This is a genomic window from Vibrio agarilyticus, assembly GCF_012641465.1.
GTDB classification, from domain to species: domain Bacteria; phylum Pseudomonadota; class Gammaproteobacteria; order Enterobacterales; family Vibrionaceae; genus Vibrio; species Vibrio agarilyticus.
In genome coordinates this window covers 144,681-160,205 of the sequence record NZ_JABAIK010000002.1, presented here as the reverse complement: position 1 = coordinate 160,205, position 15,525 = coordinate 144,681, and the positions used below count along the sequence as shown (strand labels likewise).

Genomic DNA, 15,525 nt, shown 5'->3' with positions numbered 1-15,525 from the left:
AATAGAGATAAAAGGATGACAGCGAGTGTCGTTGTCATTAGTGGTAAATCTTATGAAAATCAAAGCACTTTCTAAGCTAAAACCGGAAGAAGGCATCTGGATGACTCAGGTTGATATGCCTGAGATGGGCCCAAACGACCTGCTGATTAAAATTAAGAAAACAGCGATTTGTGGCACCGATGTTCACATTTATAACTGGGATGAGTGGTCACAAAAAACCATTCCAGTTCCTATGGTTGTGGGTCACGAATACGTCGGTGAAGTGGTTGGTATTGGCCAAGAAGTTCGTGGGTATGAAATTGGTGACCGCGTGTCTGGTGAGGGACATATCACTTGCGGATATTGCCGAAACTGCCGTGGTGGACGCACACATTTATGCCGCAATACCATAGGTGTTGGTGTGAATCGTACCGGTTCCTTTTCGGAATATTTGGTCATCCCTGCATTTAACGCCTTTAAGATCCCTGCGGACATTTCCGATGATCTTGCAGCGATTTTCGACCCGTTTGGTAACGCTGTGCATACTGCACTGTCGTTTGATTTAGTGGGAGAAGATGTGCTGATCACAGGCGCAGGCCCGATAGGCATTATGGCGGCAGCGGTAGCAAAGCATGTTGGCGCGCGTCATGTTGTGATCACGGATGTCAATGAATACCGTCTTGATTTGGCTCGTAAAATGGGTGTAACGCGAGCGGTGAACGTCGCTAATGAAACGCTTGAAACCGTGATGGAAGAGCTTGGCATGAAAGAAGGCTTTGATGTCGGTTTAGAAATGTCAGGAAACCCAGCGGCGTTTAACTCAATGCTTCAAACCATGAACCATGGCGGTCGTATTGCACTGCTTGGCATTCCGCCATCTGATATGGCGATTGACTGGAACCAAGTGATTTTTAAAGGCTTGGTGATCAAAGGGATTTATGGCCGAGAAATGTTCGAAACCTGGTATAAGATGGCCTCATTGATCCAGTCAGGCCTAGATATTTCACCGGTTATTACACACCACTACAAGATTGATGATTTCCAAGAAGGCTTTGATGTGATGCGTGGTGGCGCGTCTGGCAAAGTTATTCTTGATTGGGAGTAGACCAAAAGAGATGAGTGAACCGGAGCGGCTTGTAAGTTCGGTTCACTCTGTTTCGGGTCAATTCTCTATTGCTTGAGCATAGAACTCTTGGCGTAACGCATTACGTTAGCTGGTGGGCGACGATGCCTTAATTCGTTCACCATAAATTGCATATAAGGTGCGACGTGTTTGAAATAGTGTTTATATCCATCGCATAGAAAATTATGAGGCACGCTTTCAGGTGTGTTGACAATGCGATGTTTTGTGCAACCACCGTTACATGCGAAAAGAAATTCACATTTTTTGCATGCATCAGATAAATTTGATTTTAATTTTCCAAATTCAGTTTGTTGCTTGGTTATAGCCAATTTTGATAGTGATTGGTCATTAATATTGCCTAATTTAAATTCTGGATACACAAAGTGATCGCACGAATAGATGTCACCATTTTTTTCTATCACCATCGCTTGGCCGCACTCTTTCGCAAAAAGACATACGCTTGCAGGATAACCTGCAAAACTCGCGAGTGTGGTATCAAACAGTTGCACGAAAGTTTTTCCAACGTCATTACGTACCCACTCATCAAAAATAGCGGTCATAAACTTGCCATATTGCTCGCCTGTGACTGTCCAGGGAAAAATATTGTCACCTGCGGGCGTAAATTGGGAAATCAGGTTCGGATTTGAAAACACATTCACTCGTGATTCGACAATCGGAATGAACTGGAGATAGGTTGAACCGAGATCTTTCAGCGTATTATAAACCTCAAGTGGGTGCTCAGCATTTAGGCTATTGACGACCGTTAATGTGTTGAATTCAACCCCATATTTTTTGAAACTTTCGATAGCGTTTACGATGCGATGGAAAGTCCCTTTGCCACTTTTTGTGACGCGATATCTGTCATGCAGCTCTTTTGTACCATCAACGGAAAGTCCAATTAAAAAGTTGTGTTTGGCTAAGAACTCAGACCATTTATCATTGATAAGCACGCCATTTGTCTGGAAGGCGTTAGTGATTAGGCGTCCATCGCTATATTGCTTCTGGTATGCAACCACTTTTTCAAAGAAAGCAATACCCGCTAATGTTGGTTCACCTCCTTGCCATGCAAAATCAACTGTCTCTGTCGGTTGAGATTGAATGTATTGTTTGATAAATCGTCTCAACACGTCATCGGTCATTGCCAAATTGCTTCGTTGCGTTGGGGGGCCGTAAATCCCTTCCTTTTCAAGATAGAAACAATAATCACAATGTAAGTTACAAACATAACTTGTTGGTTTCGCCATAATGTGAAAAGGAAGTGGTGCAAATTTGTCCATAAATATCTCGCTAAAATAGCAATTCGACGGTCTCGTATTTTTATGTGTTAAACAGTGATACCCACCCCACTTGACGTTGTTGCCTGCCCCTCGCAAACCTCATCTATGCTCAAGGGCTTCTCGTTTGTCGTCAAATTGCATCGTCAGGTTGTTTGGGGCTAATCTGGTGGTAGCTTTCGGGTGAGTTGTATTTTATGCAATAGCTACAATCACTTGTTTGGATATAGATCAATACTTCATACAATATAGAAAGCAGTTATATCAAAAAACGGTGATTAAATAGGATTAATAGTTTTTGGAATACTGCACATCAAGCATCATGCCATGGGTTAAAAATGTGAGTATATACTCTAAATTATATTGTTCGAGTGGATAATTTAATTAATATTGAATTTAATCAAAAATACTATCTCTTCAAGTGTAGGGTTTATAAGGCATCTGGCCGTGGTATGACTTTTACTCGGTTTGAAATGGCATATCCAAGTATCATTTATTATAGTAACGACTCTCCTCGTGATTTACTTAGATTATTGCCCGCTCTCAAGCGATACTTAGCTTTTGCCTGAGAGATTTCTACAGGGGAGTCGAGTTATATTAATCAGTTGAACGTTCTAAGTGAAAATTTAACCACATTATTTTTATGTTGATTTAAGGCATTGAATAATAGTCATTTAATTTAACTTCATGGTTTTATGTCACTTAAATGACAATCGATTGAAAGGCACGCTTTGCATTCATGTCATTTTTACACCCATATCACATTTAATGATTTTTGACTTATGCATTTTTAGAAATTGACTATGCTCTATTATACGCATTAATTGCATGGTTGTTATTTTTTCTAATATTGATAATTTAAAAAAAGAACGATTAAATTTGAAGGGCGCATAAATAACGTTTTGAATAAATCTCTATTGAGTTGTCACACTATCGTAAATTTGTCAGATGTTTGTTACCTCAATCACGGAGTTAATTCAAAGTGCAGAACTTGCGTAAGGAAGCATCAAGTTAAAGTTTAGAGATAGGGAAGATGAAGGTTTTTTTTGAAGTACATCTACGGTTAGTGATCACGATTTGGGTGATACTTATCGCTGTGCTCGGTCTTCTATATCTAATGAATTACATCAAATTTGATAGCCTCTCCTCCAATGTGGTGTCGTCAAAGCTTGATGTGATTAGCGAATCGCTTAGCACATCGATGAAACGGGTTGAACGATTAGGTATTCCATATCAATCTGCTGAAAATTTAGAGGCTCAGTTCGATCGAGCCAAAAGTCGTCAGGCCCACGTCATTACCATTTCTTATATTGATATCGCCGGAAATACGATTATTCAGGTGTCAGATATCAGCAACCCCGTTATTCCAACCGAGGTTGTGCGCCGAGCGTTTTCCACTCAAGAGCCTAAATGGCTTTTGAATAGCGACAACCGATTGTTTCGCGGGCTAAAGATAGTCAGTGATTTTGGTCAAGTTACCGGTAGCCTTGTGATTGAATACGATAAGAGCGCATTACATGGTGTTTACGCTCAAGTGCGCTTGCATCTGTTAGAAGTCACAATACTTCTCTTTCTATTGGCCGCGCTTGTCGTTTTTCTTGTGGTAAGAATGGGTTTTAGTGATGTTGCCAATGTGCTCCGGTTGATTCAAGGCCATGCACTTCGCTCTGGGGCGTCTGCGTCAACATTCTCCGTGAAACGTGCATCAGGCACCATCAGCCAAAATTTTGCAGAGCAATTGGTACAAAGTGAGCAAATGAAAGCGCGAGTTGTCGCAGAGCTTGATTCGTTACACCAGCTTGCTTCTTCTGATTCTAATGTCAAACCCGCAAACAGGGGTGGGAACCCTCGGGAGGCTCAATGAATCAATTTCATACATTAGCAAGTCTAATCAATAAGCGGCTACTCTACATCACGGTGATCAGTGCCTTTTTAGCATCACTGCTTAGTGCAGCATACACTTTAGTTGAATTTAATCATGCGATTAAACCTGAGTTGTTGAAGAAAGCAAATGCAATTGGCCAGTTGATCCATGACGATGTCGAACTGGCAATAGACGCAGGTGTACCGTTTCGACAGGTCCGCGGTATGGATACCTATTTGAATGACATTTTAAATCAATATCCAGAACTGACTTTTATTGCGTTAACAAATCAGGGTGACATTATTCACCACGCAGGTCTTATCGCCGATTTTGACCCAACAAGTCCCCCGCTTTCTCGCCAGAGTGCAACAGACTATTTAGCGTCTTCGTTGTTGGAACGTTTGTCTGTCATGCTGGTTGAGCTGCCTCAAATGGTCTCTTTGTTGTTTTCTCAAGAGTCGCCGCCAAGCGATCTATTTCAATTGCCAATTCACCTTACTGATGATGAGCGCGCTTTTGTCGTTGTGGCTTTAAATGCCTCTTACGTTCAATCACAGTTGACCGATATCTTTTTCGATATCGCGATCGTATTGATTGCCGTGCTTCTGGTGTGTTTTGAGGTGGTGATGGTTGTTGTGATGTTCTATGTTTCCGGGCCGCTTGAGGAGTCAGAGTCGATTTTAAAACGACAAGTCAAAGGGGACTTTTCGGTCAATGAAAATGTGACGCGGCAGGGAGTGATAGGTCGTTTTTCACAACGACTCAATCAAGACTCAAAAGATTTGCAATCGCGATTTAAATCGCTTTTCGCTCAGCTTATCTCGTCACCTTCACGCTCGAAAGACGCCAGTGAAGTCGATCTTAAAGCGCAAGTTGAGTCACTTTCGAATCGCTTTCAATTGCAGCGCCGGTTTGGCTCAGATCAGGGCAGCATTGTAGATGCAAGAATTCCGCTCTTTGTTTTTTCCTTTGCTGAAGAGCTTTCCAAATCATTTATGCCCTTATTTGTTAATGAGCTTTACCACCCCAGTTTTGGTATTGATAGAGATGTCATGCTTGGATTACCGATTTCGGTATTTATGCTAGTGATTGCGATATCGACGCCATTTGCCGCTCGCTGGGTGGACCGTTGGGGTCAAAAAAAGCTGTTTCTCATTGGACTCGCCCCAGCAATCGTTGGCTATTTAGGCTGCGCTTTTGCATCGACCAGTCTCGAGGTCGTAATAGCAAGAGGTGTGACGGCATTGGGCTACGCGGTCATTACCATTAGCTGTCAAAGTTATATCGCGGCAGTTGTTACCTCTCAAAATCGTGCTAAAGGAATGGCGGTTTTTGTTGGCGTACTAATGACAGCGACCATGTGTGGCACCGCATTAGGCGCGATCATCGCCGACCGAATTGGCTATCAACCGGTGTTTTTACTCTCGGCGCTTTTGGCCGTCTTTGCAGGGGTTTTAGCTTGGCGCATGTTTTTGTCTCAGCCCAAAAAGACAGTCGCCTCGGTTCATGGCGAGCACAAATCGAACGTATTTTTGTTGCTCAAAAATGTTCGTTTCATGGCAATTGTTTTGCTTTGCGCGATTCCCGCCAAGATTGTACTGACCGGTTTTCTGTATTTCTTAGTTCCGCTTTATTTGGTTTCATTGGATGCGAGTCAATCGGAAGTTGGGCGCATCATGATGGTCTATTCTTTGGTGATTATTCCGCTTAGTCCGCTGGCATCAGGTATTGCAGATCGCACACAAAAAACCAATCAATTGATCGTGCTGGGTACCTTGCTTTCTGGTGCGATTTTAATTTCGCTCTATGGTGAAGCGTCACTCTATAAGGTGCTATTAGCCGTCGCATTAATGGGAGTTGCACACGCGATATTAAAAGCGCCGCTGATTGCTTGCGCTCTGGAGGCCGCAGAGCATTCTCCTGAGGTCGGTCGCACAGAAGTGCTCGGTTTTTTGCGTACGGCAGAGCGAATTGGTAGCGTGGTTGGTCCATTGTTAGTTGCCGCTTTGATTGCCAAATATTCTTTCGGCCTTGCAATGAGCGTGGTCGGTGTCGGTATATTCATTTGTGGTTTGTTGATTTGTGTCATATTAAACCAAGTCAAAACACTGACACCAGAAGAGGGCACATTATGAAAGCTCTCAGTCTGGTTTGGCTTTTTCTCGCATCAAGTGCATTGGGTTTTTCATTCGAAAATCCGCATCAAATTAAGGAGACCTCAGCATCGACTCTGGATGCGAACAAGCTAATTTATATGGTGGTTTGGCGGGGCTGCGAGCAAGCATGCCAAGGTTTTCTCGCTCACATTGAAGCGAAACAGTGGCCGGTCGATGTAATTGTTCGAGATGCTGAACGTGATAAATCTAAGTTGGACATGTTTCTTAACGAGGCACGACAACTGCAACCCGATTTGGTTGTGACTTGGGGAACCAGCGTCAGTAAAGCTCTGATTGGCGGTATACCGCAGATGGGCAGTACCTCCAAACTAGGTGATATTCCAGCGCTCTTTATGATTGTGGCTGACCCAGTGGGCGCTGGGATCACATCCAGTGGCGAATATTCGGGCCGAACCATGGTGACTGGCATTCGCAACCGTATTGATGAGGCGGTGCAAATTCGAGTGATGCGCGAATATTTCCCTGTGCAAAAGATTGGTGTGCTTTATGCAAAAAGTGAGTTGAACTCCATCCTTAATACACAAAAACTCCAATCACTCGAGCGAGAGCTACAGTTTGAGACAGTGATAGAAACCTATCAGTTAGACGAAAACGGCACGCCATTGCCGAATCAATTTCACGATAAAATGGCGCGTTTAGCTCAGCAGGGGGTGGATGTCATCTATGTTGGGTCTAGCTCTTATAATTTGTTGCATCGAGAAGACTTTACTCGCGCAGCACTGGCTAACCAGCTTCCTGTTGCCTCGGCATACGACTCTATGGTGACCGATTCTAACGCGCTTATCTCTGTCTCAAATAAGTATTTTCGAGTTGGGCAGTTAGCCGCGAATCAGGCCGGGCGGATTGTTTTGGACGGTCTTGTCCCCGGTGATATGCCGATTGCGGAACTTGCCAGTTATTCCATTACCATCAATATGGCGGTGGCGCGTGAGATGGCGTTATACCCACCCATTCAACTGCTGCGATTTGCCGAGTTAATTAATCGCAATAAGTCGATATCTTCATCGACCATCGGCGAGTTGAATGACGTTAACAGGAAGGTGCAATGAGAGAATTAATCGACCCTCAAGGCAGCTTGTTAGTGATACGAGATGCGAACAATAAGGAGTATGTTGCATCGAATTTTTCTGGTTCAGAAGGCGTTAGTGGTGATTATCAATGGCAAGTGCATGCTTTGGTGACGAGCGTCGACCCTTCATTATGGGTTGGAGAGCGGATTGAATGTCAGTTATTTGATGAAACGGGCAGTGGAAGAAACGCACTTCGTTCGTTTCGAGGCTATGTTATCAAAGCACAATCGCAATCGGCACGAATAGACTCGCCCTATGCCAGTGTCTGTTTGACAGTAAAGCCTTGGCTTTATTTATTGCAGCACTCTCGTCGCTGCCGAGTGTTTCAGGCCGCGTCAGTCCAAACTATAGTCACGAGCATTTTTGATGAATTAGGCTTTAAGGGATGCTATAGCGTCAATGCTATGCCCTCGAGTAAGCGTGAGTATTGTGTGCAGTTTAATGAGACTGACTTTGAATTCATTACGCGCTTACTTGCTGAAGAAGGCGTGCATTATTACTTTGGGCGGAATGACGACGCCAATACACTTTATCTTCATCAAGCAAATAAGCCATTTCCTAACCAGAATTTAGTGACGTTGGACTATGCTGCCGCCCCAACAGGGCAAAGTGACGTGTTGTTCACATGGCAGCGCGAGCAATGTTTTATCAGCAGCGCGTCAGAAATTACCGGATATGACTATAACCAGTCAAAGTTGGTCACCAGTAAAAGTAAAAAAACCGGCATTAGCCATGCTAATCACACCAAGTTGGTTGATTATCGTTATCCAACCGCGAGCAGATTAGGTAATTACTCGGATTTGGCGAACGAAATGATAGAAACCGTGCGCGGGCAAGCAGATTCTGAGCACGAGCGAATTCAAGCGACCACAGAATCCGAATTATTGTGTGCCGGGCATAAGTTGAAATTAGCCGCACACCCAGACAGCAAACAACTCGGGCAATACCTTGTCTGTGAATTGAGTTACCAATTCGATGACACTTCTGGCCGGTTGCACACCGATATTATCGCCGTAGCAGAGGATGCGGTTTTTTATCCAGTCACGAAAGCCAAACCGGTACTTCATGGCGTGCAGTCTGCCACAGTATCAGGCAGTGCGGAGGGAGAGCCTGCGAATGATGCACTTGGTCGAGTGCGCATAAAATTTCATTGGGATAATGAAACCGGAGATAAAACCAGTTGTTGGGTGCGCGTCGCGCAAACATTAGCAGGTAAGAGTTATGGCGCCCAATTTCTGCCGAGAGCCGGTCAAGAAGTGCTGGTGAGCTTCATTAACGGCGACCCGGATCAGCCGATTGTGGTCTCCAGTGTTTACAACAGTGGACATAAGCCGCCTTATCCTACCGCCAACACAACGCAATCGGGTGTCAGGAGTCAACTTGCGGGCCAAAAAAACGAATGGCGTTTCGACGATAAAAAAGAGAATGAGCTGTTTGCATTGCATGCTGCAAAAGATATGACGTGCGATGTTATCAATGATCATCAGCATACTGTTGGTGGCGAACTGATCGAAAAGATCACCAAAAATCGCAGTCAAACTATCGAGCAAAAAAGCATAGTGACCGCTAAAGCGGGATTTGATTTTTCAACCGATAAGACGTTTTCCCTCGCTGCGAAAGAAGCCATCACCCAGCAGGCAAAAACCATCACTCTGACCGCTGAAGACACGTTAACGTTAAAAGTGGGTAACAGTAAAATTGTGATGAGCAGCGACAAGATTGAGCTTGTAAGTGGCACAGTTCAGTTAAGTGGTAGTTCAAAAATTGCCTTAGATGGCGGATCGTTGAGCCAATCGGGATCCTCGGTCAGTATCTCTTCGCAAGGTGGGTTTACCGGTAAAGCAGGCACGGCAATGACGTTAAGTGCCTCAACCAGCTTTACCGCCAAAGGCAGTACCGGAGCGAAATTACAAGGCTTAAATGCAGAAGTGAAAGGTGATGTCACCGCCAAAGTATCGGGGGCAGCTCAAGCGGAAGTAAGCTCATCCGGACAAACCGCCATTAAAGGCACAATTTTAATGGTGAATTGATGAAAAAGATCCCATACGCACAATCTCACAGCATTTTGACTCACTTTGAGCTTTCACCAGAGGCGGCTGATGTCATCGATGGCAACTGGGCGCCGATTGAGGTGATAACCCAGCTGCAAAAACAACGTCTTTATCTAGATTTAACCGCGTTTTTTGCTCATGCCCTGCCCATGCGCGAAGCACTTTGGTGGGCCGTTCAATCGCTGCGCTTGCGTCTTGATGATCTCAGCCAACTCGAGCGCCAAATCATAGCGTTGTGTTCCGACTGGGTGCAGCAACCTAACGAACCGCTGCGACGTAAGATTGAACAAATGATAGTGCCACTGGCGAATGAAAGCGCGGCAAAATGGCTTGGTTATTCGGTGTTTTGGAGTGGCTTTGGCAGTATTGCCCCGATTGATAATCCGGTGGTGATGCCCGCAGATTTTCTCCACGCCAAAGCCGTCGCTGGAGCGGTAAATACCGCCGCGGCTTTGCCAGAGTGGCAAGGTTACGAGCGTTATTACCAAACGGTAGTTCAAACCGCACTCTCTATAGCGCATGGCGAACCTGCGAAAGTCACCGTCAAGGAGGCAGCATGCCAAGCGCGGCTCGAATAACCGATATGCATACTTGTCCTATGCAAACACCAGGCGTTCCGCCAATTCCACATGTAGGCGGTCCTATCATTGGGCCAGGTGCGGTTACCGTGCTTATCTGTGGTCTGCCTGCAGCAAAAATGGGCGATATGGTGACCTGTGTTGGGCCGCCAGACACGATAGCAAAAGGAAGTGCGACTGTGTTGATTAACAGCACGCCGGCTGCGCGAATGGGAGATACCACAGCGCATGGTGGCAGTATTGTATTGGGAGCACCAACGGTACAAATTGGTGGATAACACAAAGAATTGGATGAGAGGGAGCGATGCCAACTTACACCTTAGACAGAGTGATTTCGCAAACGACGTTTTGGAGTCATGACCATAAACGCAATCAGATAGAAGAGCTGATTGAGCAAGCCGACTTGGCCAAAGACGAATTGAACAGGTTTATGCAAACCCTTTCAAACAAAGTGAATAATGAAAGTGGTAAGCGTATTTCTTATATTCGAGGGCCACTAAAGACCCGTGAGCGCATTGCAGCAAAGTGTGGCATTACTCAGTGGGACAACCCTTCGACAGACAAAACGTCAGGGGTCAAAAAACCGCTTGAGGTCAAAGACATTGCACGGTCAACCATAGTGTTTCGAACGGTTGCACAAATGTTAGCGTTTCGCGATTACATTTATACCACCCCTGAATATCAAGCACTTAAAGACAAACAAACGCCTGCGGTGAAAGACTTATGGGCAGTCGGAATCCAGGATCAATACAAGGACGTGAAATTTTTTCTCCAGGTGGAAATTAACTTTTCAACCAAAGTCAATAACGTCCAAATGCCGAAACAAAAAATTCCTCATATTGTCGAACTGCAGCTCAATGTGTGCCAAATGGCGTGGGGGAAAACCTATGGGCATGCTTTTTACAATTTGTCACGTTTGGCTCGCATTGATGGCGAAGAGAAATTTGTTTGGGACGACCCACAGTGTGTGATAACGGTACCCGGTAATATCAAAGGCAAAGTAGGTGATAAACTTAGAACCGCGATTACGCACTGCCGTAGCATCGCTTGTGGTGACCAACATATTTTATTGGCCACCAATATTCTCTCTAAATTGATTTCAAATAACTTGAAATTACCCAGTGCTCGCGAGCGCGAAACTTTACCTGCAGCCAAACATTACAGTTACAAAAATGGCGTGCGACCGCTGGTGATTCAGTGTGGTCCTTATGCACCTGAAAAACAGGCCAATCAAGACTCGGGTCCCGCACAGGCTTGGGCGATATCGCATCTGGCCAGTTTTATCTGGGCCAACTTTACCAAATCGCAAGCTAAACCGGGTGTGACTGGAACGGCAGCAAACTGGCACGCACAAGGGTAATCCATATGGATAAGTTTGATACTCTGCTGGAGCCCATTTCAGGTGATAACCCGACAGGCATGTATCTTAAAGAAAATCGTACCTTGTTTCGGCGCTATCGTAATGAATTTAATGTCGCTCAGTCTTCTTTTCGGCAGTTGGTTGATGTGCCTGATGCACTTGACGATGCTGAGTGCGTCGATACCAATGCGGCACATTGGGCAACGCTGTCAACCTCATGTTTTTCTTGCTTACAAACAGAATCAAAAGATGTCGAAATCTTGTGTTGGCTGACCGTTGCACAGCTGTTTACTCCTGAGCCTCTGGTTCATTTAGCGATGGCGCTTAAATCTATGCATGCGGTTTGTGCGCGTTATTGGGATGATTTACATCCGACGCTACCGGAAAAAAAACGCAAAGGCACCACTGAGCAGGAGCAGGCGCTTGAGATTGTTGAGCATCGCATTAAGCCCTTATTACAGCTGGTGGGCGATAGCGCTGAAAGTGGCCTACTTTATCGACCACTGCAAATGTTACCGCTGATTGGCGACATCGATTTTGGCCGTTTTTATCGTGCCGAGAAAGACGGCACATTAAACACATTAAAAGAAGAGGCGACTCAAGCGCTGACGCAAGATAAAGCCGATGTTGAAGCCCGAATCGTCGCGTTAGGCGACTCTTTAACGGCATTAACTCAACTCGAGGCTTTGGTTGCACAAAAGTGTGCAGATGTGAACACCGCACCCATCTCATTTCGCTTCGTCAAACACACGATTGAACGTCTCATTTCAGCGCTTCGATACTTGATTGGCGATCAATTTTCACACTGGCCGCTTGACCCACCCGTTATGGCCGAGGCGCAAAATGTTGAGACCGAGATTGTTACTGAGCTTGCCACGCCCTCTACAGAAATGAACCTTGCTGCGACACAAGCTATGGCATCACAAGATGCTCAGGTTGTGCATTCAAAGGGGCTTTCAATCGCAACGCTTGAGCAAGCGAATCAATCGGCTTTTCATCACCACGCTGCGATTGAAACTCGAGCGCAAGCGCTCGCGCAGCTACAAACAATTGCAAATTATTTTTTAACGTATGAGCCCCACAGCCCAATTTATTTGCTTTTGAAACGCGCGATTCGTTGGGGTGGGATGGCACTGCCTGAGTTACTCGAGGAGCTGGTTGGAGACAATCGAGAGGTTCAGCAGCGTATCGAACAATTGGCCGGATTGGAAAGTGCTCAAGATGAGGGTGTGAATGGCGCTGCGCCACCACCAATATCTTTAAAACCAAGTCCAATGGTCAATAAGAACGATGACCATCAAAGCGCAGTAATCGCTTTACAAGAGAGTAATACCAAAGAAATCACCACCACTCAAAGCGCCGATTCCGGGCTTGCGAACATGGAGTGGTAACCGTAACCATTGTGTTGCAACACTGATTAAGAGAGCCAGTGACGCACACAAACATTCACAATGACAAAAGGGAATCATCATGGCTTCTATTTTTATGCGAATTGACGGATTAACGAGCATTAAAGGTGCAGCAACCATAGGCGAAATTGGCGGTAAAAAAGGATTTTTTGCTATCGACAACATGAGCTGGGGTGCAAACCGAGGTGTTAGTGTTGATGTTGGTAACGCAAATAACGCAGACAAGGGCATGGTATCGCTCGATGCGATTACGATTAATCGTACTTCTGACGGTGCATCACCACATCTAACCACCTTCTTATTTGCACCAGGCGCTGAGGGGAAAACAGTAGAGATTTTGCTAACTAAACCATCGCGTGATGGCGCAGGTGCGGATCCTTACCTTGTGTTGACACTCGAGAAAGCACGAATCGCGGCTTACAACATCTCAGGCAGTGATGGTCAATTACCAGCAGAAGACTTTTCGCTCACTTACACCACGTTAACCAAAGTGTATTACCAAGAGGGTGACGGCGGCAAAATTGAAAAGGGTGATACGGTTAAATTTGATTGTACGACTGGCAAGCTTGAATCTAAGGCGGCCTAATCTGAATTACAGGGAGAAGTAACGTGGCTTTGAATTCACAACATAAAAGAGTCAGTAAAAACCGTGTCAGCATCACTTACGACGTGGAAACCAATGGCGCAGTTGAAACCAAAGAGCTGCCATTTGTCGTTGGTGTGATTGGTGATTTTTCGGCACATAAGGAAGAGCGTGAAGAGTTAGAAGAACGCACCTTTTATCAAATTGATAAAGATAACTTCGATACCGTGCTTAATCGCGTCGGACCGGAGTTGAAATTAAAAGTAGACAATACACTGCAAGATGACGACAGCCAATTTGAAGCCGCGCTCTCATTTTCTTCAATGAAGGATTTTGAGCCAGATGCGCTGATTGAACAAATTGAACCGCTTAAGCAACTTGCGCAAACTCGTCAACAGCTCAAGACCTTGCTGTCTAAGGCTGACCGCTCAAGAGATCTTGAAAAACTGCTCAAGGAAGTATTGCAAAGTGCGGATCAAATTAATGCGCTATCGAGTGAGCTAGGAATCGAAAGTCAGGGAGGTGAGGCATGAGTTCTGAACTAGAAACCCGAGCCGACGTACAGGCAGAAGATGCGACAATCAGTGTACTTGATAGAGCGATTGCAGCGACATCACAAACGCCAGCGGATACCACAAAAGAGCTGTTTTCAGTTCTGGCCGAGCAAGCGCTAAGTGGTACGGTAACGTGGGATAAGAATGTTTCAAAAACGATTGAAAATGCAATAGCGCAAATTGATGTTCAAATGTCGAAGCAGCTAGCGCAAGTGATGCAACATGATGAGTTTCAGCGTCTAGAAGGCTCATGGCGTGGACTGAATAAACTGGTACGCGAGAGTGAAACTGGGCAATCACTTAAAATTAAGCTGGTGGATTTTACCAAAGATGAACTGATTGAGCAGTTTGAAGACGCGCCTGCGGTCGACCGTAGTCCGCTGTTTGATGCCTTGTATCAAAAGGAGTTTGGCACAGCGGGTGGTGAGGCTTATGGCGCGCTGATCGGTGACTACAGTTTTTCCCATCGAGATGAGGACGTCGCGTTATTGCGCTACATGGGTGAGACAGCAGCAGCAAGCCACGCGCCATTTATCGCAGCAGCCAATCCGCAGATGTTTGAGTTTGATTCGTTTGAAACTTTTGACGAAGGCAAGCCAGTTGCTGCTGGGTTTGACTCACCTGCGTACGCGTCTTGGAATGCATTTCGAGAAAGTGATGACGCGCGTTACGTGGTACTAACGATGCCAAAAACTCTCGCACGTTTGCCATATGGTGATAAAGGACTGTCCACCAATGCGTTTAACTATGAAGAGTTGGGTACCGATGCGGAAGGCAACCCGAAACCGACTAAAAACTCCGATTTGGTCTGGTCAAATGCGGCGTTTGAGTTTGGTCTAAAAATGACTCAAGCCCACACCGCTTTTGGTTGGTGTACTGCCGTTCGTGGTCTCGACAACGGCGGCAAAGTAGAGAACTTGCCAAATCTTACTTTTAAGTCGGATGCTGGCGACATTCAGCAGCAATGTCCGATAGAAGTTAATTTGACAGACGAGCGTGAAAAGGAGTTGAGCGATTTAGGCTTCTTACCTCTGATTCATTACAAAAACACCAATTACGGTGTTTTCATTGGCAGCCAAACGGCGCAAAAACCCAAGACTTACACCGATCCTGATGCCACCAGTAATGCGGCCATATCCGCGCGCATTCCATACATTATGGCCAGCAGCCGTATCGCTCATTATCTCAAGGTCATGGGGCGCGATATGTTGGGTTCAAATCTTGAAGCGAATGATGTGCAAAAACAGTTACAAACGTGGATTGACCAATACACCAACTCAGGCGCAGTAGGCAATGCAGAGCGTTCCAAAACACCTTTATGTGAGTCGCAAATTCAGGTGGTGGAACAACCGGGCAAACCTGGCGCTTATTCTGCCGTGGCTCATTTGCGTCCTTGGTTGCAATTGGAAGAGCTCACGACCTCGGTGCGTATGGTGACGAAAATTCCTGGTTAATGGCGTGCTACAACAACGCTGTCGCTTTGCGTCGAATGGGCAATAAGTC

Annotated in this window: 13 protein-coding genes; 12 read left to right on the top strand and 1 reads right to left on the bottom strand. The window is 45.5% G+C overall.

Annotated elements, in window-relative coordinates; translation table 11 throughout:
• The first annotated feature begins 52 nt into the window (after positions 1–52).
• Positions 53–1,084: an L-threonine 3-dehydrogenase gene (gene tdh / locus HGP28_RS02675; protein ID WP_168834894.1), complete on the top strand. Its 1,032-nt coding sequence runs from the start codon at positions 53–55 to the stop codon at positions 1,082–1,084.
• 65 nt (positions 1,085–1,149) lie between these two features.
• On the opposite strand, the gene HGP28_RS02670 is transcribed toward tdh, so the two are convergent.
• A complete protein-coding gene (locus HGP28_RS02670; RefSeq protein WP_211091866.1) occupies positions 1,150–2,379 on the bottom strand; it encodes an anaerobic sulfatase maturase in 1,230 nt (409 codons plus the stop codon).
• Positions 2,380–3,409: 1,030 nt separating this feature from the next.
• Between HGP28_RS02670 and HGP28_RS02665 the strand changes: the two genes are divergently transcribed.
• From HGP28_RS02665 to tssC, 11 genes are all read left to right on the top strand, one after another.
• Positions 3,410–4,240: a hypothetical protein gene (locus HGP28_RS02665; RefSeq protein WP_168834893.1), complete on the top strand. Its 831-nt coding sequence runs from the start codon at positions 3,410–3,412 to the stop codon at positions 4,238–4,240.
• On the top strand, positions 4,237–6,375 hold the full coding sequence (locus tag HGP28_RS02660) for an MFS transporter (RefSeq protein WP_168834892.1): 2,139 nt from the start codon (positions 4,237–4,239) through the stop codon (positions 6,373–6,375). The genes HGP28_RS02665 and HGP28_RS02660 overlap by 4 nt, the downstream gene beginning before the upstream one ends.
• On the top strand, positions 6,372–7,466 hold the full coding sequence (locus HGP28_RS02655) for an ABC transporter substrate binding protein (protein ID WP_168834891.1): 1,095 nt from the start codon (positions 6,372–6,374) through the stop codon (positions 7,464–7,466). The genes HGP28_RS02660 and HGP28_RS02655 overlap by 4 nt, the downstream gene beginning before the upstream one ends.
• Entirely contained in the window at positions 7,463–9,517 is a 2,055-nt protein-coding gene (locus tag HGP28_RS02650) for a type VI secretion system Vgr family protein (RefSeq protein WP_168834890.1), read from the top strand. Before HGP28_RS02655 ends, HGP28_RS02650 begins: the two co-directional genes overlap by 4 nt.
• Positions 9,517–10,116: a DUF6931 family protein gene (locus HGP28_RS02645; RefSeq protein WP_211091865.1), complete on the top strand. Its 600-nt coding sequence runs from the start codon at positions 9,517–9,519 to the stop codon at positions 10,114–10,116. Before HGP28_RS02650 ends, HGP28_RS02645 begins: the two co-directional genes overlap by 1 nt.
• Positions 10,095–10,394 carry a PAAR domain-containing protein gene (locus tag HGP28_RS02640; RefSeq protein WP_168834888.1) on the top strand — a complete coding sequence of 100 codons (300 nt, stop codon included), beginning with the start codon at positions 10,095–10,097 and terminating at the stop codon, positions 10,392–10,394. The genes HGP28_RS02645 and HGP28_RS02640 overlap by 22 nt, the downstream gene beginning before the upstream one ends.
• 26 nt (positions 10,395–10,420) lie before the next feature.
• Positions 10,421–11,476: a hypothetical protein gene (locus tag HGP28_RS02635; protein ID WP_168834887.1), complete on the top strand. Its 1,056-nt coding sequence runs from the start codon at positions 10,421–10,423 to the stop codon at positions 11,474–11,476.
• A 5-nt stretch (positions 11,477–11,481) separates the two neighbouring features.
• The gene (locus HGP28_RS02630) at positions 11,482–12,867 is read left to right on the top strand and encodes a type VI secretion system protein TssA (RefSeq protein ID WP_168834886.1); all 1,386 of its coding nucleotides are present in this window, start codon (positions 11,482–11,484) and stop codon (positions 12,865–12,867) included.
• 79 nt (positions 12,868–12,946) lie between these two features.
• On the top strand, positions 12,947–13,471 hold the full coding sequence (locus tag HGP28_RS02625; protein WP_168834885.1) for a type VI secretion system tube protein Hcp: 525 nt from the start codon (positions 12,947–12,949) through the stop codon (positions 13,469–13,471).
• Between the two features lie 23 nt (positions 13,472–13,494).
• Positions 13,495–14,001 (top strand): type VI secretion system contractile sheath small subunit, encoded by a 507-nt coding sequence (gene tssB, locus HGP28_RS02620; RefSeq protein ID WP_168834884.1) that lies wholly within the window; start codon positions 13,495–13,497, stop codon positions 13,999–14,001.
• A complete protein-coding gene (gene tssC, locus HGP28_RS02615; RefSeq protein WP_168834883.1) occupies positions 13,998–15,476 on the top strand; it encodes a type VI secretion system contractile sheath large subunit in 1,479 nt (492 codons plus the stop codon). Before tssB ends, tssC begins: the two co-directional genes overlap by 4 nt.
• The last annotated feature ends 49 nt before the right edge of the window (positions 15,477–15,525 follow it).